The sequence below is a fragment of the Methanosphaerula palustris E1-9c genome (assembly GCF_000021965.1).
GTDB lineage: Archaea > Halobacteriota > Methanomicrobia > Methanomicrobiales > Methanospirillaceae > Methanosphaerula > Methanosphaerula palustris.
The window spans coordinates 1815554-1840487 of record NC_011832.1; the positions used below are offsets into that span (position 1 = coordinate 1815554).

A 24934-nucleotide genomic window follows, 5' to 3' on the forward strand; every position below is an offset into this window, starting at 1 on the left:
ATTAGATTAGTTATAAAATTATCAGTCATTTTTAGGATTACTTAAAAGATGAGGGATTCAATGAGCAGCAGAAACATACGCGTTGAGGCACTGGATCAGATTCCCCTTGAACAGCAGCAGATAGAGCTGGTCGAGCGGAAGGGGATCGGGCACCCGGACAGTCTTGCAGATGGAATCGCAGAGTCGGTCAGTCAGGCCCTCTGCAAAGCATATATGGAGGAATGCGGCGCCTATCTCCACCACAATTCTGATCAGGGTGAGATCGTGGCCGGGGAGTCGCAGCCAAAATATGGTGGAGGCAGCATCATCAAGCCGATCTACGTGCTGCTCGATGGCAGGGCGACCAAGGAGTTCGAAGGGATCACATTTCCAACCGATGCGATCGCAATCGAGGCCGCACGAAAATACCTGGGTTCGACCCTAGGTGAATTGAACCTCGAACGGGATCTCATTGTGGACTGCAGACTCGGCGTCGGGTCAACTGACCTCCGCGATGTCTTCCGCCCCTGTGACAGTAAATTACCGCGGGCCAATGACACCTCGTTCGGAGTCGGACATGCCGCCTTCTCAGAGACAGAAAATATCGTGAAGGGGGTCAGCGACTATATCGACGGTGATCTCCGCAAAAAATATCCGATGATCGGTCGAGATGTGAAAGTGATGGGTCTTCGGCAGAAGGATGAGATCACCCTCACGATCGGTTGCGCAATGGTGGACCGTTACTGCGCAGGACTCTCTGAATACATCGAGATGAAAGAAATTTTGAATGAAGCAGTGCTGAAGGTTGCGAAGACCTACACCTCCCGTTCAATTAAGATACAGATCAACACCGCCGATGATATCGAACGGGGCTCGGTCTACCTGACCGTGACCGGGACCTCTGCAGAGATGGGGGATGACGGCTCTGTCGGACGTGGGAACCGGTGCAATGGCCTGATCACTCCTAATCGTCCTATGTCGATGGAAGCAACCAGCGGTAAGAATCCGATCAACCATATCGGAAAGATCTACAACCTGCTCTCCACCCAGATCGCCCGCGAGTGCGTGAAGAAGGTTGACGGGATCCAGGAGATCTATATCAGGCTGCTCTCTCAGATCGGAATGCCGATCGATCACCCCCTGGTGGCCAGCGCCCAGGTGCTGCCCGCATGCGGGGCTGACTTCACATCGATCAGCCGCGACATCGAAGGGATCATCGATGAACAGCTTGCTGATGTCACCTGTGTCACTGAGAAGGTCATACGTGGCGAACTCAACACCTTCTGATCTAGTCAGACTGGCTGTCCCGAATAAGGGACGAATCTCGGTCCCCATCATGGACCTGCTTGAGAAGAGCGGACTCCACTTGGGAGAATCCGGCGAGCGGAAGCTGATCGTCAAGACCCTCGATCCGGGGGTCGAGATTCTCTTCGCCCGGCCGATCGACATTCCGGCTTATGTTGAAAACGGGGCTGCGGACATCGGCATCACCGGACATGATATGGTCAGGGAGCGGAATGCAGCTGTCGACGAGATGCTGGACCTTCAGTTTGGAAAAGCCAGGCTTGTGCTGGCGGTGATGGAGGATTCCCCGTTTCATCAGGTCGGAGATCTGAAAGGAGCACGGATCGCCACCGAATTCCCAATCATAACAGAGACTTTTTTTGCAGAACAGGGGATAGCAGTCACCATCGTCCCCGTCGCTGGAGCCTGCGAACTGACGCCGCATCTTGGGGTCGCCGATGCAATCGTGGACCTGACCAGTTCCGGAACCACGATGAGGACCAATAACCTCCGGATCCTCGAAGAGATCCTCGTCACCAGTACGCAGGTGATCGCAAACCGGACAGCCCGGCTGCAGAAAGCGGACAAGATAAACGAGGTTCTCCTGGCCCTCGAGAGTGTCATCCGGGCCAGTGGACAGTGCTACCTGATGATGAATGTACAGCGTTCAGCACTGGCAGACGTTAAAAAGACGCTGCCCGGGCTCTCCGGACCTACAGTGATGGAGGTCGCCTCATCAGAAGACCTGGTCGCCGTCCATGCAGTCGTCGACGAACACTGTGTCTACCAGCTGATCAACCAGTTGAAACAGGCCGGCGCACGGGATATCCTAGTGATGGCCATCGAGAGGATGATCCGCTGAGGTGACCATGAAGGTTTTTCCTGCAGTGGATATTCTCGGGGGCAGATGTGTTCAACTGGTGCAGGGAAGGCGGGAGAGTGCCACTGATTTTGGTGATCCGCTCTCCTGTGCCACTCAATGGCTTGAAGAGGGAGCGACAGCGCTTCATGTGATCAACCTCGATGGTGCCTTTGGGAAAGCACAGGCAAATGCCGCTCTGATCAGAGATCTGGTTGACGTAACCGGAGTCGAGGTCCAGCTCGGAGGCGGGATCAGGTCGATTGCTGATGCAACGGCCTGGCTCGAGACCGGGGTCGACCGGATCATCATCGGGACCCTGGCCACAGAACACCCAGAGGTGCTCGGTACGCTGGCGAGCGAGTATGGGGGTGCACGGATTATGGCTGGCGTCGACGCCAGAGACGGGCAGATTGCTGTTGAAGGCTGGCAACAGACCAGGGGAAATTTCTGTACCTGGGCGACCAGATTCGAGGAGCAGGGTGCAGGGTCACTTCTGTATACCAATGTTGATATCGAAGGACTCCAGCAGGGGGTCCGGCTGGACCCGGTCAAAGAACTGATCAGGATGGTCTCGATTCCAGTGGTCGTTGCCGGTGGCGTCTCGTCGCCCGCTGACCTGCAGGGACTGCACCAGGCAGGGGTTGCCGGGGCGGTGCTCGGATCCGCACTGTACAGCGGAAAGATTACGCTTGAAGAGGCACTGAAGGCGATTCAATGAGAGAGAGCATCGTAGAACGAAGAACATCAGAGACAGATATCGTACTGAAGATAGGTCTTGATCGGACCGAACCTCACCAGATCACCATCTCCACAGGCATCCCGTTCTTTGATCATATGGTACAGGCGATGAGCAGGCATGGAGGATTCGACCTCAACATCACTGCAAAGGGTGACCTAGAGGTTGATAGCCATCATACCATCGAGGACATTGGAATTGTGCTGGGGACAGCACTACAACAGGCACTTGGTGATGGCAGGGGGATCAAGAGGTTCGGCTATGCGATCATTCCAATGGACGAAGCACTCGCCGAGGCGGTGCTCGACTGTGGAGGACGCGGATACCTGGTCTTCAAGGGAACCTTTGGAAATAGCACGGTAGGCGGGATCGATACATCGCTCTTCGAGCATTTCTTCTACTCACTCTGCATACATGCCGGCATCACTGCTCACATCAGATTCTCTGGGCAGAACGACCATCATACTGCTGAAGCGATCTTCAAAGCATTTGGTATCGCACTCGGCCAGGCCGTCACAATAATTCCCGAGTCGAATCAGATCCCGAGCACCAAAGGAACCCTCTAAGTACCAAATAACAACGCTCACTATCCATCGTGTGAGTGATATAAAAGAGGAATTGGATTTACGCGGACTTTGCCGCGAGTTCAACATCCTCTTCCTTGATCGTCTTCCTGCCTGCGTGCTGAGCGAGCCTGTTTGCTTCCTTGGTCAGGTTTGCAATGTATGCCTCTGCCTTGGCAACAATCGCGCCTGCTGCGTCGCTACCGACACGTTCTGCACCGCTCTTCTTAGCAATACGTACAACTGCTGCAATTGGTAAATCTGCCATGATACTTCTCAACCTCAAAGAGAAATCAATCAATTAATATTTAAACTTTTCGAGTTGAATCCAGTAATTCATCCTCCGATCCCCTTTTGGGAGTAACTCCTCCGTTCTCACCGGGTATAATGACAGAAAAGAGTGCATATGCAAAAATATGGGCATATTACATCTAGATCTGCAATAGACCATCAAATTTCGCAGATTTACCAATCAAACATCGATACGGCAAGCAATAGCGCATTGGTATAATCTGGAGAGGCGCGCGAAGTATCAATGAAAATTTTATCGATATTTACCACCGGCGCACCATGCCCTTTTCCTCCTCCAAGGAAGGTAAGCGTCCGAAAGATCAGATTTCCAGCGATGCCATCAGGAGCGATCACCACACCACAGGACTCAACGGCATCCTCAATCCTGATCTCATAATGGATAGCACCTGCCACTTTTGCCACCAGTTCCCCTGCTGCGAGGCTCTGGTCGACGATCGAATGCCGCCCCACATCGCCGTACCGACCACCAGAGAGAACCGCCACTTCAGAGGAGAGGCCAAATCGTCCTGCAATTTTCCTGGCCTTTTCCACGAGAGACACCCGTTGTGCAATCGTCCATCCCTCGTCAACCCCAACCGGGGCGAGCAGAAACTTCTGACCGGAGACAGTCTCAAGAAGTGCAATCCGCTCCAGATGTTCGACCTGCATCATGTTTCGGAGAAGACCGAGCGTGGCATTGGCTGGAAGAGAGCCCCTGACTGCAGCATCGATAACACCGTCCCTGAGATCGCTGATCAGGGCACACTCAGGTGAGTCTGATCGTACCACACGATAGAGCGGGGATGGCGGAAGATCTGTTGATGTGTAACAGATCACCTCCGCGACACCATTCAATGCCGCAATGCTGGCAATCACCTTCTGTTGATCCAGGGCTACCCCAATCCCAATGATCAATGGCACACCTACTGAGAAGTCAGCCGCATGATCCCATCGGCTGCAAAATCAAAGACTGTGACCGTCTCATCAGCTCCTGTCAGAGTGAGAGAACTGCTCGCATTGACCTCACCGATCACACAGGCAGTCATTCCAACTGCCGAGAAACGCCTGCATACCTCCTCAATATGTTCAGGCCGTGCAGTCAGCACAAATCCCATCCCAGGGTACATCCGCACCCAGTGCTCAAATGAGAGGTTGAACTTCTCAAGGTCGGGGCGGGGAATCGCATCTACACGGATCTCAGCACCCATCCCACTCACCTCAAGCATCATCCCGAGCGAGCCGATAACTCCAGGGTTCGAGATGTCCTTACCAGCGGTCACCAGATGAGCCTCAGCCAGTTCCTGGAGCAGGCTGATCTGCGCCCTGACATAGGCCCCCGTCTTCATCGTCACAGAATCCCAGTTCAGCGCGCAGGAGGGATGAACACGCCCGTCGAGGTCGATCGCCACGATCACATGATCGCCAGGCGCTGCCGTGTGACTGTATATCACCGAGTCGAGTCGCGCGATCCCGAGGATCGAGAGATCGATCACACTATACGGTGTATCCGGATGAAGATGACCGCCAACGATCGGGACACCAAACTGAAGGGACGCGTCCCGCATCCCCCGGATCACCTGATCGCAGATCGTACGGTCAGCGATCGAGAAGACATCCACCATCGCGAGGGGTCTCCCCCCCATCGCTGCGATATCATGGATGTTCACCAGCACAGCACAGTACCCCGACCAGTACGGGTCGACCTCCATCAACCTGCTCCAGATTCCATCAGCTGCCAGAAGCAGGGCGTTCTGATCCTGTTTGATCACGGCTGCATCCTCACCAAACGATGCTACGACCTGCGGTGCATCGATTTGGAAAGCCCTGACCATCCCTCCGATATCATGCTTCCGCTTCACACCCTCGTATTCTCTGACGGCTTCTGCGATCTTCGCTGTGGAATGGGAAATTACCACGATAGTACCAACATCCTTGATTCTCTTATGGTATGTTGTCTCATCAGACATAATTAATTTGATTATCGAACGAAGTATGGATATGGACTGGACAGAGAAGTACCGCCCCGAACATATCCGGGATCTGACCGGAAATGCCCCAGCAATACGGCAGATGGTTGATTGGGCTGCTTCCTGGTCGAAAAAAAGTAAACCGCTGCTGTTGTATGGAAAGCCAGGTACCGGAAAGACCTCGAGTGCTTACGCGCTGGCCAATGACATGGACTGGGAGATGATCGAGTTGAATGCCAGTGATCAGCGGACAAAAGGGGCAATCGACCGGATTGCAGGGCAGGGCAGCACCTCGGGGAGTTTGACTGGAGCTGCGCACAAACTGATCCTCCTCGATGAAGCGGATAACCTACAGGGGACCGCCGACCGCGGGGGGGCGCGGGCGATCGTCGATCTGATCCGACAGTCCTATCAGCCATTGATCCTGATAGCAAACGACATCTACGCCCTTCCCGGGGAGATCAAAACCAGGTGTGAACTGGTTCAGTTCAAAGCCTTGCAGGCGCGCTCGATTGTGCCAAGGCTCAGGTTCATCTGTGCATCTGAGGGGATCATCTGTGCTGATGAGGCACTCCACGAGATCGCAGGCAGCACCCGTGGTGATCTTCGGGCTGCGGTAAACGCCCTATACGCTACCGCCATTGGGAGGGATCATCTCGACAGCGCGTCGATACATACCTCCCAGAAGGACGAACGGTCAACGATCTTCGATCTGATCACGGCTGTCTTCTCAGGGCAGCCGGACCGTCGGTTATTGCAACAGTCTTATGCCGTCGATGACAAGCCTGATGCGATCCTCCAATGGTTGGAGGCGAACCTAGAGCACCTCCCGGATCAGCGTTCGATCGCCGCTGCTTACCGGTCCCTTGCAGATGCAGACCTCTTCATCGGGGACACCTACCGTCGACAACACTACACCCTCTGGCGGTATGCATCCGCATTGATGCTCATTGGAACCGCAGCTGCCGCGGATGGGAGAGGGATCCACGCGCGGATCCAGTCCCCCCAGCGATGGAAACGGATGAGCACCGCCAAGAGGCAGAAAGGGATCCGTCAGAACCTGATGAAAAAATTCTCGATACTGCTCCATGTATCAGAGCAGACCCTGCGGGAGTGGTACCTGGACCAGATGGGGCCGTTGGTGGAACAGCAACCAGAGCGCTATGTCAGAGAACTGGCTCTGGATGCCGACCAGTTGAATTTCTTTCTCCATGACAAGACCCTATCGACAGGAATCGTCACCACCGTTCTGAAAGAGCAGCAGAAAGAACAGAAAGGGCGTGAGAAGAAGGAGAAAAAGACCAAAAAACGGATGGATACACTGGAGGAGAAGGGACCTGAAGAGCGGAAGGTCTCAGTCCATCAGGCCACTCTGTTCTGAAGATACCCGATATTGATGAAGGCGCACACCACAATCGATCGTAACCCCTCCATCCAGGTACACTTCATCTCCAAGGTGATAAACGACAAGATCTGCGTCCAGTTCTGTGGCCAGCGCAATCAGGGACGGGATCATCTCAACCCCGGGTCTGATTGCATAGATCAGATCAGCACCCCAGTAGAAGGAGAGATCCGGTCCGAAGATATCATCCAGCGTAAAATCTATCCCTGCCGGCGGATCGAGTGGGTGTACATCGGTGCAACGGACCCGGACGTCGGCGTCGCGGATTACCTCTGCCGCGACCGTGTTCTGTCCGATCCCGACCTCGACCACATCCTTATACCGGGCGCCAAGGTAGGTGCCTATCAGATGCTCAATATGTTTATACCCCTCCATCTTTAGAGATATACTGATGGGTGTCAAAATATTTTGGGATGAGCGAGCCCCTGCAGGAATTCAGGCGCCAGTGCAGCGGTGTATCTCGATGATCCTTCAGATGCCCGCGGAGATCGTGATCGAAGGAGGACTACTGTTGAAGGGATATGATCCCAGTCGGCGCCAGTACAATGCCCAGCAACTGTTGACCTGTATCGACACCATACGGACCTGCGCAGCAATATCAGATCTGATGCTGCTGGTGATCGCCGGCGATCTCTACATTCCAGGATATGACTTTGTCTTTGGTCTAGCACGCCCGAACAACGGGGTGGCTGTCGTCTCAACAGCGCGCCTTGGGAACGGGTATTATGGACGCTCTGAGAACGATGACGACCTGATCGATCGGATCGCCAAGGAGGGGGCGCACGAGGTGGGGCACCTGCTCGGTCTTGAACACTGTTCCAACCCAGAGTGCTGCATGTTCAAACCCGATACCCTCGACGAACTGGATCGAAAGAAGAAGATGCTCTGCTCCAGTTGTCAGCAGCAACTCTCACTCTGACCAGGAAACTCGTTTTTATTTCAGAGCCCGGTCCTTTTTTGAATAGGGTCACCTGCTGTAACATACAATAACGAAAGGACACATGAGGTATCTATTGGAAAAATTGAGTGGATAGGAACAGAACCATCGCTGGTAGTTATAGAATATTCTCAAAGAGAATTATGAAAAACGAATGCGCCGACCGGGACTCGAACCCGGGTTTAGGCGTTGGCAACGCCTAGTGATAACCACTACACTATCGGCGCATTACCGCACTAAGTGCTTTACAAGATATGGTGTAGTTGATTAAAAACGTATCGGAATTATCCCGAAAACCGGGTGCAAAGGGCAGTGCACCTTTTTTTATCATATCAGAACCGTATCAGGGATCATGGCAGGGCTTGAGTTCTTCAATAAACCGGTTGAAACGATGGATCGAACTGAATTAGACGCATTAATAGACGAACGGGTCAGATATACGATAGCCTATGCCGACGAGCACTCACCGTTTTATCATCACTGGTTTAAGGAGCACCGGATAAACCCAGAGGAGATCACCACGCATGAAGACCTGCTCGACCTGCCGATCATATCAGGGGTAACGATCAGGGAACATCAGCCACCAGTGACCCAGAAATTTGAATTCAAAAGCGTACCTCTCGAACAGGTCTTCACGATCCATGAGACCAGCGGAACCACCGGCATTCCGAAATCGCTCTTCCTGACCTGGCAGGACTGGCAGCGATATGCAGAGAAGTATGCCAGGACCTTTGTCTCTCAGGGTATTGGTCCCGGGGATCGAGTCGTGGTCTGTGCATCATATGGCATGAACGTCGGTGCAAATACCATGACCTTGGCCGCACATCGCTTGAAGTTCACGGTGATCCCGGAAGGAAGTTGCACGTTCCCGACCAGGGTGATAAAAAGTTATCAACCCACCGTGATCATCGGTTCGGTCTTCAAACTCCTCCACCTTGCAGAACGGATGAAAAATGAAGGACTCAAACCCGAAGAAACTGGGATAAAGAAATTGATCGTCGGTGGAGAAGGGTTCGCTGACGAGGCGCGACAGTATGTTTCTACGCTCTGGGGATGTCCGATCTATAACACCTATGGCAGCACCGAAGGGACGATGTGCGGGGAGTGCAAGGAGCAGACCGGGCTGCATGTCCCTGAAGATCTGGTCCATCTGGACCTGTACGACCCTGCGATGCAGAAATTTGTCGATGATGGAGACCGTGGGAGAATTGTTCTGACCAATCTGCTCCCGGTCGATGGAAAGACCGGTACCCTCCTGATCAACTATGACACTGAAGATACCACGATCATCCGGTCACAGGGCCAGTGTGTCTGCGGACGGACCCATATCAGAATAGAACCTCCAATGCGCGAGGCAGAGACGAAATGGATCGGCGGGACCTGGCTGAACAGAGTGGATATCGAACAGGCGGTCTTTCACCCAGAAAATATGCAGGACCTGACCGGGGAGTATGAAGCATTTCTCTACGGGGGCGGCGACCAGGAAGAGACTATGTTGCGCGTGAGCATGGAATGCAGAGACCCGGTCACCGCAGATAAGAGAGGGGTTGAGGAGCGGTTTCTTGCAACCCTCCTCTCCAGAAGAACCACCCTCAGAGAAGCCGTGGATGACCTGCAGGTCTCGATTCTCTTCAATTTCACTTCTCCCGGAGGTCTAGAACTCGCCGCTCTGAAAGGAAGACCGCGAAGATTCGTCGACCGACGATGAAGACCACAGAACAGATATCATTCAATTGATAAGGAGATTTTCTTTTTCTTTTTTTTATGATCTTTGACACACAGCAATCGGTATCTCCCCCGATTCATCCTTGATAAAATAGACATATTCAAGTAAAAAGAATCTGAAATAATAGTAGATAGATAAAAAGGCGCTTCACCGTGAGTACCATAGATGAATATACCATACTCTTTTTGACAGATCTTACATGATCACACTCCTCTATGTCGATGACGAGCCAGCCCTATTGTCACTGGGGAAGGTTTTCCTTGAGCGGCTGGGTGAATTAAATGTGGAGACCATTCAGGAACCAGAACTGGCACTTGAAATGCTTGCAGCCCGTCATTACGATGCAGTCATCTCCGACTACCAGATGCCTGAAATGAATGGGATCGAACTTCTGATTGAAATCAGGAAGAGATACAACAAACTCCCCTTTATTCTCTTTACCGGAAAAGGACGCGAAGATGTGGTGATAGAAGCGCTGAATAATGGTGCAAATTTTTATCTTCAGAAAGGAGGTTCACCCCATGCACAATTCGCCGACCTTTCAAACATGCTAAACCGGGCTGTGGAACAGAACCGGGCCGATGAGAGACTTGCACGACTGAACCGTGCCCTTCAGATGATCAGCGCATGCAACGCAGAACTTGTCAGAGCAACCGAAGAGAAGCAGCTCCTTGAGACGATCTGCAGGGTGATCATTGAAGAGGGGAGTTACCAGTTCACCTGGGTCGGTTACCAGAAGGAGGAAGGACTCCCCCTCCAGATGGTCAGTTGGGCCGGAGATGACGGCGGGTACCTTGACATCTATAGATCTGAAGGGAAGGAATCCATTCCCCTAACCCAGGATACCGTGACCTCACTCAATACAGTCAAACCGGCAGTATCACGAAAACTACCTGGAAATAATGAGACAGTTCTGAATAAAAATGCGTTATTGAAGGGATTTGCAGCCTCAATTTCAGTTCCGCTCCATTCGGGAGAGGTGAAACTGGGCGTCCTGAAGATCTACTCGGATCAACCGGATGCATTCGATCAGGAAGAGGTTGCCCTGCTGACACAACTGGCGGCAGATCTCAGCTTCGGGATCTGTGCACTCAGGAGGGAGGAAGAGCAGAGGAGGACAGAGATACATGCTTGGGAGATGGAGGACCAGTACCGGATCATCTTTGAATACAGTGGCACCGCGATGCTCTTCATCGAAGAAGACAAGACCATTGCACTGGTGAATACTGGATTCTCATCCCTCAGTGGCCAGACAAAAAAAGAGATTGAAGGGAAAAAAAAGTGGACAGAATTTTTTGATAGTGACGATCGGATGAAGATGGAGCAATATCACGACCTGAGAAGAAAAAACGGGCACAACACCCCATGGGCCTATGAAGCTCGGTTCATCTCATCCAATGGCGAGGTCAGGACGGTGATCCTCACTGTTGGGATGATACCCCGAACCAGCAGGAGTGTCGCCTCATTGATCGATATCACAGAGCAGAAGATGGCACAGGAAGCACTCCTTGAACGTGAAAACTGGTATCGGGCGATGATCAATGATCAGACCGAGTTCATCTGCAGGTTTCTCCCAGACTGTACCTTCACATTCGTCAACGAAGCATACTGTACTTACTTCAACAGGACCTATGATCAGATTATCGGCCAAACATTCACTCCTGTTCTGTATAAAGATGATATCCATCGGGTTCAGGACTTTTTTAAATCACTCACCCCGGAGCATCCAGTCGGAACTATCGCAAACCGATGTGTGATGTCATCAGGGGAGGTACGCTGGCAGCAATGGAGCGATCGCGCCATCTTTGACAAAGCTGGAAACGTGCTTGAGTATCAATCTGTTGGACGTGACATCACCGAACAGAAACTGGCCGAATCGGCCCTGGAACTTGCAAACCGGAAGATGACCCTGCTGGCCCGGATCTCCCGCCATGATATGCTGAACCAGCTGACCGCCATTCAGGGATATATTATGCTCGCCCAGGACAATTCCCCCCCTCCCGCAGTTCTCATACCGCTGACTCAGGCTGATCTCGGATGTCAGAACATCAGAGAACAACTTGAGTTCACCAGGGATTACCAGGAGATGGGGACGAAACGACCAGGTTTCATGAACGTACGGGAGAGTCTGATGAGAGGTATCGCCCAGATCGATATCAATGATCTCTCATTCACACTCGCCCTTGGAGACCTTGAGGTTTATTCAGACCCCCTCCTCGACCGAGTTTTCTACAACCTCGTTGAAAATTCTATCAGGCATGGTCATCATGTGACCGAGATCAACATCAGCGCCTTACCATGTGAGCAGGGAATGATGATAGTCTACGAAGATAACGGCTGTGGAGTCCAGGAGAAGCAGAAAGAGTTGATATTTTCCCATGGTTTTGGAAAGAATACAGGCCTTGGACTCTTTTTGATCAGAGAGATCCTCGGGATGACCGGTATTAAAATCCGCGAGACCGGCAAGGAAAACGAGGGGGTCAGATTTGAAATAACACTCCCCAACGGCAGTTTTCGAAAAAGAAAACCTGATTCTTCACAGTGAGCAGATACTGAATTTACCCAGGCAAACAGGATCTGTCTAAATTTCAGACCATCTTCACGGAGTAAATTTCATTGTATCGATCGAGAGCGGACCACTGAATTTTAACCTGAGCATATGTTGACCTGCCGGAAGCCAGATCTGCCTGGTTATCCAGGTGAATGAAGAGAGAGATCCGGTATCCGGCACCTGAACCGCACTCAGATTGGAATCATCGATCAGAATATCAACGGTTGAACCCGACACATTTGCCGCGACTCTGAAGCTGGCATTATAGACCCCACTCTCCGTGATATTAACCGGATATCTGATCCATTCCCCGGGTTCTATGTCAGTAACACTATTACTCCCATCCACTGGGTTAAAAATGATATCCACTCCCTCGTCACGGTACGATTCCCCCAGGTTTTCTGAGGTCGTGTCATGGTATGCCACCATCTCGCCACCGGTGTCGAAATCCTCTGCCTGGATCTGACCGGGAAGTGACTGGAACTGGCCGAAGGTTACCGATGGAGTCGGTCTGACGATGAATGTCTCTGATGGAGAGACCGTAGGCGTCTCCAAAATCGGGGCGGGTGTAGCCACGGTTGTTGAAGAGACCTGGGGCTGTAGACCTGCAGCCACAAACTGAAGATTGTCAACGTCCTGTCGTCCAATAAATGAGAGTTTCAGCAGGTGAACACCTGCAGGCAGACTCACCATCCGCTGAACTGTTCCAAAGCGATCAGAGGATCCGGTATCTGGTAATGAGACCGTCGTCAATGTGGTATCATCGATTGAGAGGGTGCATGATGATTCCGGGGTTATCGAACAGCCAGTAAATATGACAGTGTAATTTCCTGCCTGAGGGATCGTGACCGTATACGTGAGCCACTCACCATCCCTGATCCAGCAGACTTTATAGCCGCCAGTTGGATGAATCTGTTCGATATCGACACCGTCATTTCTATAAACCGATCCTTCATTCCATGCCGTCGTGTCATGATAGGCGATCCCCTCACCACCAAGATTATAGTCCTCCGCCTCGATCAGAGCCGGTAAGGTATGGTTCACATACGGGGCTGGATAACTCCTTAACAGGGTAACATTCATCTGCTGAGTCTCCCCGGACTTTATCACAGTTGTCAGTTGTTGTGTCTGGTATCCACTCTTGGCAATGTCCAGATGGTGACTGCCTGGGCGCAGGGAAGGTATGGTCAGCGGGGTCATACCGGCCAGCACGTTATCCAGGAAGACCGTTGCACCCGATGGAGTGGACCCAAGAGATATTTTCCCATCGATCACTCCCTGCTCAGCAGGAATGGCTGGATTGATCTCGAAGTAATCGATGTTCTGACGATCACCTGCGAAGGTAAGCCTGACCAGATGCCTCCCGGCTGAAAACTTAACCGGGAGGGATACGTTGGTGTAATTATCAAAGGAATCGGTCTGTGGAATGATCAGGGTTCCAGCATCAATGCCATCGACGCTGACAACAATCTGGTCACCTGCACCCGGTGAGGAGGATCGAATCCTCATCTCATAATCGCCGGCCTCGGGAACGTCGAGTGTGTACTGCAGCCACTCGCCATTCCGGACCCAGCCGACATCGAAGCCTCCAGCCTGCGTGGTCTGTTCGATATCGACATCATCATTCCGGTATACTTTTCCCGAATTTCCACTGGTCGTATCATAATACGAGATGTTCTCCCCTCCATAATCATAATCCTCTGCTTCAACCCTGCAGGGGACTGTATGGGTGGTATAGGGTTTCTCGATCGATGTTGACTGTGGGGAGGGTGAATAATTCATATCGATCGTCTCCCACTCAGTTGCAGGGATCGACATCGAGGAGGTGAACATGGCATCATAATCGATATCCATCTTCACCCGGAAGAGGCCGCTCGGCCGATTCCCAAACGCATTCCCCCAGGAGTTGAGCATGATCCAGTACCTGTTTGCAGGATCAGTATCCTGGTACCCAACACAGAGGACTGCATGGCTCCCTCCGCTCCAGGATTCCCAGGGATTACCATCATAGAGATCGGGGTTCCAGACCGCTGACTGGTTCCCTTCAAGCCAGAATTTGTTGAAGTCATTCCATGCCTGTTCGTTCGGAAGCCGAAATGCGAAATAGACTCCTTTGTTACTGTCCAGAACAGTCTTGATATTTGCAATGGCAGCCTCTGTTCCGATACTCCGGGTAGGGATCTTCTGCTCCTGGATCGAAGCGATCGAGTAGTGAGGATCTGTTGCGATATCCGATGCCTTTACCCAGGCCTGGTTGTTATCATTACACCAGTAGGTATTGTCCTTGAACGAAGCGTTGGTATTGGATGCAGGAACTGCTATCTTCTGTTGCTGATAAAAATTGACAAAGTCAGCCAGGGTTCCCCCATTCCCGGCCCAGGTCAATCCTGCCCCACCATGATAGGTGGAATCAAAGTACTGAATGGACAGGGGATCCCTGATTGCATCCTCTACCTGATGAGTGATCTCCATCAAGCCGGTACCAACCCAGACCCAGCAGTTCCCCGTCGGGTTCTGATCCCTCTGGATAGCATTATAATCAAGATAGGGGAGGAGATTCTGAGATCTGCTAAGGCCTAAGCGAGCTTTCAGCACCCCTGCAGTGTCAAGAGAGACAGTTGGCGCAGTCTCATACTGATCGATCTGATGCTTCAGCGTGGAATCATTCTGATGCATGACCGGTAATTGCACCGCAGAAGAAGAGTTATTCGAAACCCCAGATATCCCTACCCCTGCATATACCTCCTGAGCAGAGGCACCCCCCATCACCATAACCAGCAGCAGGAGTATGATCATACACCCGAGAATCCAGTTATACCATCTGCCGAAACCCCTGTTCATCCCCTTCATCACCCTCAATAGGTCCGTTTACCCCACCACTCATCACCTGATCTGATCACGATTCCTGGACCACCCTGCAGGTGGGAAACATGTTTCTCTGACAAGGCACAGAGCGTGAAGAATCCAACTGTCCCGAAACAGCAATCAAAGCAGATACTGTAATAGATACTGCATTTTATAACAATTATTCAAACAATGCAGATCCAGATGTTTAATTGTTACCTAATGCAACTATCCAGCGCTTAAAGTTTTTGCTCCTGACAATCAAAGGAACCTCTTTTTGATGAGGGAGATTTTTTACAGGAGACTACAAACAGGTACCAGATACTCCCCTGTTGATCTATGATACCGCTACCTCCCCATATATTCGGGTAATGGACAACTCACTCCTTTGTGAACTGATCCACCCCGGAAAGACTCAGGATGACATAAAGATCAGATACAGGCTTGCCCATGTATTTGTATTAAAGGGTGAGTCGACACTACCTCGTCTCCTGAAGAACAGTGCTGAGGTCTATTATATGATCAGAGGGCAGGGACTGATGCATATCGACGAACAGGCTGATTCCATAGATGCTGGACAGGCAGTGGTCATCCCGGCAGGATCGGTCCAGTTCATCAGCAACACGGGAGAAAAAGACCTGGAGTTTCTGGCGATTGTCGACCCGATGTGGGATAAAGCAGATGAGATCTGTATCCCCTGCAATCGATAAACTGATAATAACAGACGAACAACCCCACCTTCCTTAAGAGGATGGTAGTTTGATTTCCTCTCAATGAGAGAACTTTCGGTATTGATCCTGTCACTTCAATATATTAATGAGGTGGTGAACTCCAGTACTGAAGAAATAAAAAAGGTGAAGATCCCTCGCAATATCAGGAGGTACACAAGATCGGGATGGAAGAACAATATATGCAGAACGTGTTATACTCTGAAATCAGAATCTACAATATTGCCACCCCATTTCAGGGAATCAGCAGACCTGACGATCTGCTGGTTGGAACCTTTGCAGGCGGATCTCTCCCTTTTGGGATCAGACCGATCCCGTTGAGATGATCATACATGGAAAAACAGCAACAGCAGCACTGCTGCATTCAAAACAAATCGGAACATGGGTCTGAACTTGTCCATATCGATTGTGTCAGCCATATCTATCCAGACGGGTCTGTGGGTATTCACCAGATGTGTTTTCGCGTTTACCAGCATGAGATCGTCGCACTCTGTGGAGCTAACGGTGCTGGAAAGTCGACCCTTATCGAACACCTGAATGGGCTGCTCGAACCTGCCGAAGGGAGGGTTCAGATCCGGGGAGAAGAGGTCACGCAGGAGATGAAGAAGTCCCTCTGGAAGACAGTCGGACTCGTCTTCCAGCGTGCAGAGGACCAACTCTTTGCTCCGACGGTTCTCGATGATGTGATGTTTGGGCCGTTGAACCTTGGACTATCTCCCGAAGATGCGCGCATCGAGGCTACACAAGCGCTGTCCGCAGTTGGGGCCCTGGACCTTGCAGAGAAGATACCGGCTTATCTGAGTGGTGGACAGAAGCGGCTGGCCGCCATCGCAGGGGTGCTGGCCATGAAACCGGCAGTGATCGCTATGGACGAACCGATGTCAGATCTTGACCCGTCCCATGCCGCGATCGTAGAGAAGATCATCTGTGAGTTACGCGACCAGTTCAACATCAGTATTGTGATCTCAACCCATGATCTCGATCTGGCAGCCAGAATCGCAGACAGGATCTGCATTGTCAAGGCAGGGTCGGTGGTCGCAGAGGGGTCTGCGGAGGAGATTTTCTACAATCAGCCCCTGTTGGCCGAAGCTTCACTGATAGAACCCCAGGTGGTGGCGTTATACCGAGCCTATTGCCAGAAAAAAGGCGTTCAGCCAGACCAGCACCCGATCACGCAAAAAGACCTGCTCGAAGCGATCACCTCATGATGGCATCAGAGGAAGCAGGTCTTCCAAGTCAGCGAAAAGAGGAGACGATAAAAAAGAATGGAGATCCTATCTCCGCAGCCCATTGATGACCAGCCAGAACCCGAGGAATATTACGAGAATGGCACTCAGATACGGATAGATCATCGCCGGGAACCAGAGAAGCCCCATACCATAGATCAGGAACAGGACGCCGATCAGCATCATCAGATATGACGATGTAGCCGAAGAGACTGGATAATTCTCCTCATTCTTCCTTCCCCATTCACGGAATACACCACTGAATATAAAGCCGGCACCAAGGCCGATCAGCACGCCTATGTCAGCTCGTCCAAAGATCATTCCTGTTCCAAGTCCAATCAGGATCCCACCAGGGATGAAGAACCCATACCTGTTATGTCGATGTTCAGCCAGAACCATCACCCTGCATTTCTATGGCCATTTATGGTAATAGAACCTTATCCTTTTGTTTTGATTGAGATTTATTCCAGGTAGTATCGATCAGGATGATAAAATTGGGAGATGGACATCCGGAATGAAATGAAACAGGAATGTCTATTTCGTTCCAGAACGAAGGATGGGCATGCAATTCCTGAAACGTCCTGGAATGAAGTTGATTATTGTCCTGATCATTGTAGGCGTGGTCCTGCTGATTGGTTTAAACCTCCACAAGGGGACCTCAGGACCTTCCTCTCCGACAGACACCCTGTACCAATACTCAACGATCGATGCACTGATGTTGGGGCTCTATGGAGGAGGAGTGACAATGCAGAACCTGACCACTCATGGAGATTTTGGTATCGGAACCTTCGATCACCTAGATGGAGAGATGATTGTGCTGGATGGAACGGTCTACCAGGCCAGAGCTGACGGAACGGTATCTCAGGCTGCTCCAGCAAATACATCACCATTCGCAGAGGTCACTTTCTTTAAACCAGACCGATCATATCCCCTCACCAGATCCGACAATATCTCATCCCTGACCTCGGCCCTTGATGCATTCCTACCCGGGAAGAACCACTTCTCCATGATCCGAATCGACGGCACCTTCCCGACCGTGAAGGTCAGGGCCATACCCGCTCAACAGATACCCTACCCAAAACTGGAAGATGCTTCAAAAGAGCAGAAGGTGTATACCCTCTCCAATGTGAGCGGCACGGTCGTGGGGGTCTGGTCCCCGTCATTTGTACAGGGAATAACAGTCCCGGGATATCACCTCCACTTCATCAGTGCTGATCGGAAGAGTGGCGGTCATATCCTCGACATTTCAATTGACCAGGCCACCTTCTCACTTGAAGAAATATCTGGATTCACCATGGATCTCCCGACCACAGGAGATTTCCTCACCACAGACCTCTCAGGCAACCAGTCGACAGCGCTCAATACCGTGGAGAAGGGGGCGGCATCAACCAGGTGATAAATGATCCTGGAATAGATCGAGGGGCACTGAAAGAAGAAAAGATCCTTTTTTAATATAGACCCAGACTTTAAATTGCAGTCTGGAGTATGCTGTATCCTATGGAGGTAAATCTGAAACGGTACGGACTGTACCTGATCCGGTGGCAGTTGAGCACTCCCATTCTAGCAGGTGTCCTGATGGTCCTCTCATCGATGAGCGCCCTTGTCGCGACCATCATCGCGAACCTGATCGGCGGACTGATCTTCTTCTGGGTCGACCGGTTCATCTTCACCTCCCGCACCCTCGAGGCACAGTGGGAAGTGAGGGACAATATCAGATGTGTGGACTGCGGAACGATAGCCCGTGGATACAGACTGGTGAAGACCGGCTCCTATGACCGTTCAGAGGACCGTGAGCCCGAGTTCAGATGTGAAACCTGTTCAGAGCGAAAATCTGAGGAACTTCGGGAACGGGGTGTAAAACACTAAGAATAAAGGTTGTTACCCCAGTTCAAACGTCGAAACACCAAAGATCTCATCGAGTGGCAGGTCAGGAATGAACCGTGTGTACATGCGCGCCGTGCCAAAAACCTGAATCATCTGGTGGGATGAGGCAAGGTCGACAGCCTTGCTGTTCGGTTCAGGGATATCGAGGAAGATCTCTTCACCCGGCACCGAGGCCGCAAGTCCGCAGAAGAGGGCTTCGGCCACTTCAGCGGAATCCGCAAAGAGCGGACCGATCTTATGCCCGACTCTGCACTGCCTGATAACCCCATATCCCCGTATTCCATCCTCATCGACTGATGCCAGTGCAGCCGCATCCTGCTGCGAGAGAAACGGTTTCAGGAACCGGGGGCGGGGGGCCGGGAAGTGGGCGGTATCATATGCCGCAATCTCGTCAAAGGAGATCTGGTCGATGGGAACCAGGCCAGGAGGTGTCGATCCACCCCCTGTCCCGGCATACCTGAAATTTCTATATGCATAGATAAATCCAACCTGCCGGTACCGCTCCTGCATCGCAAAGACTCCGTCGATCCCAAGGTTCAGGGATCCGGCAAGGTCCAGGGCATGCTGTTGCATCTGCAGTCCAAAACCCTGACCACGCTCTTTCGGGTTGAGGATATAGAGGCCACCAAATGCAAAGTCGTCGGAGTAGTGTACGATAGAGAAGGTACCGACGAGTTCGCCATCGATCTCTGCACCATAAAACCCGGTGGGATCGGTCTGATAAAAGATCTCTGCATCATGCAGCCCCGGGTTCCACCCCTCAACAGCAGCCCAGTCCAGTGCAGTCGCGACCTCTGAACGGGTCAAGGATCGAAAGGTAATATCCCGGGTCATAGGTCCATCACACTCCGATCATCGACGTGGATGCTTATCAACGATCTGATCGGGAGAGGCCCAAAAAAGGGAGGGTTCAAAGCATGTTGAAGAGCTGGACGATATCGTTGAAGTCAATCTGTCCGTTATGGTTGAAATCAAACGCTGCAAGCGGTTCATTTTCCGCGATCCAGTCCATCTGGTTGAAGAAGAGGACCACGTCGTTGAAGTCGATCACCCCGTTCCCGTTCAGATCCTCATACAGCCCGTCGTGATTGGGGTCTGTCGGCATCGCAGTCTGTCCATAGACACGGACCACACCACTGACCACCGGTGATGTAACCGTAATATAATTCGTTTTGGTGACGGTCATCACACCTCCGCTGTTTCTGACCATCAGGCTCACCGTATAGGTGCCGGCGGTTGTGTAATTATGCACAGGATTCTGTGCTGTCGAGGTCGCACCGTCACCGAACTGCCAGAACCAGTTGGACGGCTGGTTCAACGAGCGGTCCGAGAACTGGACCTGGAATGGAGCGGTTCCCTCCGTTGATCCCGCAGAGAAGTCCGCGATCGGGGACGGAAGGTTTGCAACCACACAGGCAATCTTCGAAGTGTTCGATACCCCATACTGGTTGAAGACGATCATCTGGACGGTGTAGACCCCTTCATGGGTATATGTATGGACCGGGTTCTGCAGCGTCGAGAAGTTTCCATCACCAAACTGCCAGTAATACCCGACCGCTGTTCCACCGGTCGACATGTCGGTGAAGGAGACGTCAAACGGCACGGTACCGACCTGCGGTGTGGACGTGAAGGCTGCAACCGGTTTTCCTGCGAGATGGATGTACGCGTCCTTCGTGACGGACGTGGTGCCATACGGGCTTGTGGCGGTCAGGGTGACCGTATAGTTGCCCCCATTCTGGTAGAGATGCACTGGATTCTCCTCCTTTGAGGTCGTTCCATCACCAAAGTCCCACTGCCAGGCCGTTTGACCATTCGGCGTGGTATCGGTGAACCTGATGGTCGTCGGCGCAATACCGGTGGTGGCGTCTACACTGAAATCAGGGTCGGCAACGATATAATCGGTCTTGGTCTCATGATCGCTGCTCCCAGGGAAGGAAGCGGTCAGCTGGACCGAATAGACACCAGTGACCCCGTACAGATGCTGTGGATTCTGGGAGGCGGAGACACTACCGTCACCAAAGTTCCAGATCCACCCCGAGGGGGCACCAGACGAGTGATCGGTGAACTGGATGGTCTGACCGGCGGTGATCGTTCGTGGGGTGGCCGTGAACCCGGCATAGACCCCTTCACCAACCGTGATAATCTTTGTGGTATTACTTGAGCCGAATGAATTTGAAACGGTCAGCGTGACCGTCTCTATCCCGTCTTCCAGATACTGGTGCTGGGGGTTCTGGAGGGTTGAGGTACTGCCGTCCCCAAAGTTCCAGGACCAGTTCGCAGGCGACCCGGTGGAGAGATCCGTGAATGAGACAGAGAGCGGTGCCGACCCGGTGAGAGGGGTCGCCTGGAACTGAGCCACCGGGGAATGAGTCGCTGGCTGGGTCGGCGTGACGTTCACCGTCGGGGTGACATTCCGTGAATCATTCGAACCCCAACTGAGCGAATAGGTGTTACCCTGCCCCTCCTGATTGATGATCGGCAGGGAGGTGTTGTTCCCATAGGCCGTGATATTGAAGGACGAATCGGTGACCGGGTACTGGTAGGCTTCCTCATCATAATACCATCCGAGCATCGACTGGTAATTCAGGTTACCGCCGATATTATTCTGTGAGAAATGATTCAACACGATATGATCTGCAAAGGCCGACCAGAGTCCCCAGAACAGATTGTCACTGGTCGTGCAGTTGTTCAGAGTGATATCGGAAGCGGCTTTCACAATCTTCCAGCCATAGGTCGAACCGGTATCTGTACAGCCGTTGAAGACCACATTATTCCCACCCTGGACAAAGTAGCCGGCATTCTTATTGTTCTCGGAGATACAGTTGGTCAGCACTGCATTGAAATGGACAAAGTAGCCTGAGAGGAAGGTGTCATGGTAGGGGAACTGCTGCGGGTTCCGCTGGCCATTGTCTCTGCTGACACAATCGGTCATGATGATTCCTTTCTTGACCGTGGGCGGGGTCTTGTCCTCACCCGGTTCAAAGTGGAACCCGGACTCCCAGTTATCCTCTGCAAGGCAGTCGATCAGCTGGACGTCATAGAGATCATTGTCCTCCTGCAGATCATACCCGGTGATCCACTCGGACGGGGAACCGCCAGACACCCCGAATCCACAGCGGATGGCCTGACAACTGATGAAGCGTATATTTCGGGTCTCCTTTGGCAGGTTGATCGCATTCAGATGGAATCCATGAGTCACCGAGTCGACAGCCTTGCAGTTGATGAAGATCACATCCTCGATGGTACTCCCGTCCCCCCAGAGATAGAACATTCCGTCATTCTTGGTCGAATACCGCTTGCCATCAAGGCCGATACTGGTCGCCGTCACATCCTGCACGATCACCTGACTGGCACGGATCGTCACCGCCCCCTGCCCCCGAAGGGTGAAGCCCCGGAGGGTGATCCCGGAATATTTGACACTGATCGAGATATAGGAGTTGAGCGGGTTGAGCATCTCGATCACCGTACTATCCTGCCCACTCCCCAACAACTCAGATCCAGCAGTCGGAAAGATCACATCAGAACAGTGAAAGGTGCCCTCTGTCAGTTGCACCGTCCCGACTTCACCAGGTAGGGCATTGAAAGCCGCGTTGATCTCAACCTGGTCATTATATCCATCACAGATATAATTAGCAGCTGCTTTGGATGCAGCGCTGCTGTCACTGGCGGCCACCGTCACCGTCTGCGCCGTCACCGGACCGATCAGCAGAAGCAGCAGCACGATACATCCAAGAGCAACGAAAAAGCCGGCTCTGCCCCCACAACGGGTCTCCTTTCCATCCATCATTCAGATCCACTCCAAAAAATTATTTTGTTCTATTCACCAGAACCCACCAGCCTCTACTCCCATGATCCAGACCCCCAGGGGGAGTGATCACACGGAACGACCCAGATCGAACCTTGAGAGAGATGCTGAAGATCCTCAAACAGGTATGCCACAAACAGAATGCTACCCCAATGAATGGGAGGATCCGCTGGTAGTCGTGATATCAATAAGTGAGTATTTTTTCTCACCATATTATTTATAGGTAGATATTCTAACCACCCCAAATATTCTGAGTAACCGGGAAACAACGTAATATTCTCGAATATCCATAAGGAAGATCATTTTTTTTTCAGGAGAGGTACCCTGGAGAAGTCTCCAGGGTCAGGGAATAATGGTCCACGTCCTGACAGGCGATGATCAGATAGAACTGATGGCGTGAGGTCTGCAGAATCCGACTCATGGTACCGGGATAGGAGAACTGCATACCAGTGACAATCGTGCCGGTATCGGCATCGACCAGTACCATCTGAAACTGTGCTTGTTCTGGATGGGTGACCGCCGTGACCGTACAGTTGATCTTCCAGATCGGATATTGGACAGTGAAATTGTTGGTCAAGCCACCCCGCTTATCTGAAAGATAGGCGAAGGCGATCGTATCATTGAACCGCCAGGCCGGGTCTGATGCACCAAAAACATTCAAATTGTCGGGCATTTGGTATCGCGGGAACAACCAGGGTGTCTTGGTGAACGTGAGTTGTTGGAGATCGGACTGCTGTCCAGTCGGAGCTGCTATCACAATCGGAAGAGGGATGGTGGGGATAGTGGTCTGATTGGAGGTGACAACGGTCATATTTACGGTTGGAACAGGAGTCTCCTTCACCTGTTGAACCCCGATTTGAGGTGGATGGAGCACCAGCGAGATGACCAGTACAATCACCACTCCCACTACAATCGTAAGGATGTCCCGTCTGTCCACGATTATAATATTGCAGAGTCTCGCTGAAATGGATTTCCATTCGTCCGGATGAACTCAATCGGGTCTTTGAACGGAAAAAAACCTGATGTATATGCGATAACGAGATGATCTGATATACCAGAGTTTATATCATCTGATCCATACAACAGTATGATATGGAGATCCCTGGCATCAGGACTTGGATCATCTACTATCTGATCTCATTTGTTGTGCTGCTGTGGGCAGTCTTTCTCTCGATACAGGGAGTGATGCTCTGGATAAGCCTGATGCTGGTGATCATCGTCGTAGGGATGAACTTCTATACACTATCAGGCGAACTGAAGAAGCATGCCGCACGGAGGGCGATGATGAGAGAGATCTCACAGTTCAATGAAATATCAGTTGAGACAATGCCAAAAAAATTACCCTGATCAGGGGGCCTTTATAAATATCTTCTGAATAGCGTTGACAGGTACAAAGAGTGACTCGATCTCACGCCCGAGGTACTCGGTCTTCCCCATCACATAATAGCCCCCTGACACTAGGGCTGTATGAAAGGTTCTGGCTAGGTCGTTCTTCTGCCCTTCAGTGAAGTAGATCGTGACATTTCTGCAGGTGACAAGATCCAGGTACCGCGCAATGGGGATCCCGGACATCAGATCATGTTTGCTGAACCGGATCATCGCCTTGAGATGGGGTTTTACGGCAAAGGTTCCATCTCCAAGATCAGTGAAGTGTCGACGGATCTGGTTATCGGTCAGTTTCTTCAGGGATTTCTGGTCATAAACCCCCTCTTTGGCCCTGGCGAGGATCTGATCGTCGATATCGGTGGCATAGATCACACCGGACAGATCAGTTCCGGAATTTGTGAGGTCATAGAGGATCATAGCCAGTGAGTATGGCTCCTCACCCGACGAACATCCGGCACACCAGATCCGGATCTTCTTTCGGTCCGAAAGCACCGAGGGGATCAGATCCCGTTTGATCAGTTCAAACACCTCAGTGTCCCGAAAAAACTCGGTCACATTGATCGTCAGAGCATTTCTGAGTTTTTCCGATTCCTCAGGATGTGACCGCAGGTATCGGAGGTACTCCTCATGGGTAGCCGTGTTGGTCGACCGCATGCGGGAGAGGAGGCGCCGCTTGATATAGGCCTCCTTGTAGTTCTCGCAATGAATATGAAGGGTCTGTTCAATCGCCTTCTTTAACGCCTCGAAATCGTCCATATCAGAT

Annotated in this window: 23 protein-coding genes and 1 tRNA gene; 13 read left to right on the forward strand and 11 right to left on the reverse strand. The window is 51.8% G+C overall.

Annotation, left to right across the window (positions count from 1 at the left end; genetic code table 11):
* Nucleotides 1-60: 60 nt before the first annotated feature.
* Genes MPAL_RS08680 through hisB form a run of 4 tightly spaced genes read left to right on the forward strand, consistent with a single transcriptional unit; the run spans nt 61 to nt 3427 of the window.
* Nucleotides 61-1266 (forward strand): methionine adenosyltransferase, encoded by a 1206-nt coding sequence (locus MPAL_RS08680; RefSeq protein WP_012618370.1) that lies wholly within the window; start codon nt 61-63, stop codon nt 1264-1266.
* A complete protein-coding gene (gene hisG, locus MPAL_RS08685; RefSeq protein WP_048145287.1) occupies nt 1214-2125 on the forward strand; it encodes an ATP phosphoribosyltransferase in 912 nt (303 codons plus the stop codon). The genes MPAL_RS08680 and hisG overlap by 53 nt, the downstream gene beginning before the upstream one ends.
* A gap of 7 nt (nt 2126-2132) precedes the next feature.
* Nucleotides 2133-2843, forward strand: coding sequence for a 1-(5-phosphoribosyl)-5-[(5-phosphoribosylamino)methylideneamino]imidazole-4-carboxamide isomerase (gene hisA, locus MPAL_RS08690; RefSeq protein ID WP_012618372.1), 711 nt, complete (start codon nt 2133-2135; stop codon nt 2841-2843).
* The gene (gene hisB, locus MPAL_RS08695; protein WP_012618373.1) at nt 2840-3427 is read left to right on the forward strand and encodes an imidazoleglycerol-phosphate dehydratase HisB; all 588 of its coding nucleotides are present in this window, start codon (nt 2840-2842) and stop codon (nt 3425-3427) included. Before hisA ends, hisB begins: the two co-directional genes overlap by 4 nt.
* Before the next feature lie 58 nt (nt 3428-3485).
* Here hisB and MPAL_RS08700 read toward each other — a convergent pair whose 3' ends face one another.
* The 3 genes from MPAL_RS08700 to MPAL_RS08710 form a co-directional block, all read right to left on the reverse strand.
* Nucleotides 3486-3692 (reverse strand): histone family protein, encoded by a 207-nt coding sequence (locus tag MPAL_RS08700; RefSeq protein WP_012618374.1) that lies wholly within the window; start codon nt 3690-3692, stop codon nt 3486-3488.
* Nucleotides 3693-3889: 197 nt separating this feature from the next.
* Nucleotides 3890-4630, reverse strand: coding sequence for a methanogenesis marker protein Mmp4/MtxX (gene mtxX / locus MPAL_RS08705; RefSeq protein WP_012618375.1), 741 nt, complete (start codon nt 4628-4630; stop codon nt 3890-3892).
* Nucleotides 4631-4638: 8 nt separating this feature from the next.
* Nucleotides 4639-5631, reverse strand: coding sequence for a methanogenesis marker 2 protein (locus tag MPAL_RS08710; RefSeq protein ID WP_012618376.1), 993 nt, complete (start codon nt 5629-5631; stop codon nt 4639-4641).
* A gap of 82 nt (nt 5632-5713) precedes the next feature.
* On the opposite strand from MPAL_RS08710, the gene MPAL_RS08715 reads away from it, so the two are divergent.
* Nucleotides 5714-7063, forward strand: coding sequence for a replication factor C large subunit (locus tag MPAL_RS08715; protein WP_048145875.1), 1350 nt, complete (start codon nt 5714-5716; stop codon nt 7061-7063).
* Here the strand turns inward: MPAL_RS08715 and MPAL_RS08720 are convergent.
* Nucleotides 7037-7459 (reverse strand): UPF0146 family protein, encoded by a 423-nt coding sequence (locus MPAL_RS08720; RefSeq protein WP_012618378.1) that lies wholly within the window; start codon nt 7457-7459, stop codon nt 7037-7039. The genes MPAL_RS08715 and MPAL_RS08720 overlap by 27 nt on opposite strands.
* Before the next feature lie 16 nt (nt 7460-7475).
* On the opposite strand from MPAL_RS08720, the gene MPAL_RS08725 reads away from it, so the two are divergent.
* Complete coding sequence (locus tag MPAL_RS08725; protein ID WP_012618379.1) at nt 7476-8003, forward strand: archaemetzincin family Zn-dependent metalloprotease; 528 nt, start codon at nt 7476-7478, stop codon at nt 8001-8003.
* A 173-nt stretch (nt 8004-8176) separates the two neighbouring features.
* On the opposite strand, the gene MPAL_RS08730 is transcribed toward MPAL_RS08725, so the two are convergent.
* Nucleotides 8177-8248 (reverse strand) — tRNA-Gly (locus tag MPAL_RS08730).
* Between the two features lie 125 nt (nt 8249-8373).
* Between MPAL_RS08730 and ftsA the strand changes: the two genes are divergently transcribed.
* Nucleotides 8374-9729: a coenzyme F390 synthetase gene (gene ftsA, locus MPAL_RS08735; RefSeq protein ID WP_012618380.1), complete on the forward strand. Its 1356-nt coding sequence runs from the start codon at nt 8374-8376 to the stop codon at nt 9727-9729.
* A gap of 217 nt (nt 9730-9946) precedes the next feature.
* Nucleotides 9947-12292, forward strand: coding sequence for a PAS domain S-box protein (locus MPAL_RS14565; protein WP_012618381.1), 2346 nt, complete (start codon nt 9947-9949; stop codon nt 12290-12292).
* A gap of 54 nt (nt 12293-12346) precedes the next feature.
* On the opposite strand, the gene MPAL_RS14570 is transcribed toward MPAL_RS14565, so the two are convergent.
* Entirely contained in the window at nt 12347-14974 is a 2628-nt protein-coding gene (locus MPAL_RS14570) for a carbohydrate-binding protein (RefSeq protein ID WP_158303659.1), read from the reverse strand.
* A gap of 539 nt (nt 14975-15513) precedes the next feature.
* Between MPAL_RS14570 and MPAL_RS08750 the strand changes: the two genes are divergently transcribed.
* Both MPAL_RS08750 and MPAL_RS08755 read left to right on the forward strand, forming a co-directional pair.
* Entirely contained in the window at nt 15514-15852 is a 339-nt protein-coding gene (locus MPAL_RS08750) for a cupin domain-containing protein (protein ID WP_048145879.1), read from the forward strand.
* Between the two features lie 470 nt (nt 15853-16322).
* Nucleotides 16323-17078, forward strand: a complete 756-nt coding sequence (locus MPAL_RS08755) for an energy-coupling factor ABC transporter ATP-binding protein (protein ID WP_236610357.1) — start codon at nt 16323-16325, stop codon at nt 17076-17078.
* Between the two features lie 66 nt (nt 17079-17144).
* Here the strand turns inward: MPAL_RS08755 and MPAL_RS08760 are convergent, their stop codons facing one another.
* Nucleotides 17145-17495: a hypothetical protein gene (locus MPAL_RS08760; RefSeq protein WP_012618386.1), complete on the reverse strand. Its 351-nt coding sequence runs from the start codon at nt 17493-17495 to the stop codon at nt 17145-17147.
* A gap of 163 nt (nt 17496-17658) precedes the next feature.
* Between MPAL_RS08760 and budA the strand changes: the two genes are divergently transcribed.
* Together budA and MPAL_RS08770 are read left to right on the forward strand one after the other, a co-directional pair.
* Nucleotides 17659-18492 carry an acetolactate decarboxylase gene (gene budA / locus MPAL_RS08765; protein ID WP_012618387.1) on the forward strand — a complete coding sequence of 278 codons (834 nt, stop codon included), beginning with the start codon at nt 17659-17661 and terminating at the stop codon, nt 18490-18492.
* Between the two features lie 101 nt (nt 18493-18593).
* The gene (locus MPAL_RS08770; protein ID WP_012618388.1) at nt 18594-18962 is read left to right on the forward strand and encodes a hypothetical protein; all 369 of its coding nucleotides are present in this window, start codon (nt 18594-18596) and stop codon (nt 18960-18962) included.
* A 12-nt stretch (nt 18963-18974) separates the two neighbouring features.
* Here MPAL_RS08770 and MPAL_RS08775 read toward each other — a convergent pair whose 3' ends face one another.
* From MPAL_RS08775 to MPAL_RS08785, 3 genes are all read right to left on the reverse strand, one after another.
* On the reverse strand, nt 18975-19814 hold the full coding sequence (locus tag MPAL_RS08775; protein WP_012618389.1) for a GNAT family N-acetyltransferase: 840 nt from the start codon (nt 19812-19814) through the stop codon (nt 18975-18977).
* 76 nt (nt 19815-19890) lie between these two features.
* Nucleotides 19891-22767 (reverse strand): PKD domain-containing protein, encoded by a 2877-nt coding sequence (locus MPAL_RS14575; protein ID WP_012618390.1) that lies wholly within the window; start codon nt 22765-22767, stop codon nt 19891-19893.
* A 328-nt stretch (nt 22768-23095) separates the two neighbouring features.
* The gene (locus MPAL_RS08785; RefSeq protein ID WP_012618391.1) at nt 23096-23722 is read right to left on the reverse strand and encodes a hypothetical protein; all 627 of its coding nucleotides are present in this window, start codon (nt 23720-23722) and stop codon (nt 23096-23098) included.
* 155 nt (nt 23723-23877) lie between these two features.
* Here MPAL_RS08785 and MPAL_RS08790 point away from each other — a divergent pair, with 155 nt between their 5' ends.
* The gene (locus MPAL_RS08790; RefSeq protein WP_012618392.1) at nt 23878-24132 is read left to right on the forward strand and encodes a hypothetical protein; all 255 of its coding nucleotides are present in this window, start codon (nt 23878-23880) and stop codon (nt 24130-24132) included.
* Here MPAL_RS08790 and MPAL_RS08795 read toward each other — a convergent pair whose 3' ends face one another.
* A complete protein-coding gene (locus MPAL_RS08795) occupies nt 24133-24927 on the reverse strand; it encodes a CheR family methyltransferase (protein WP_012618393.1) in 795 nt (264 codons plus the stop codon).
* Nucleotides 24928-24934: the final 7 nt, after the last annotated feature.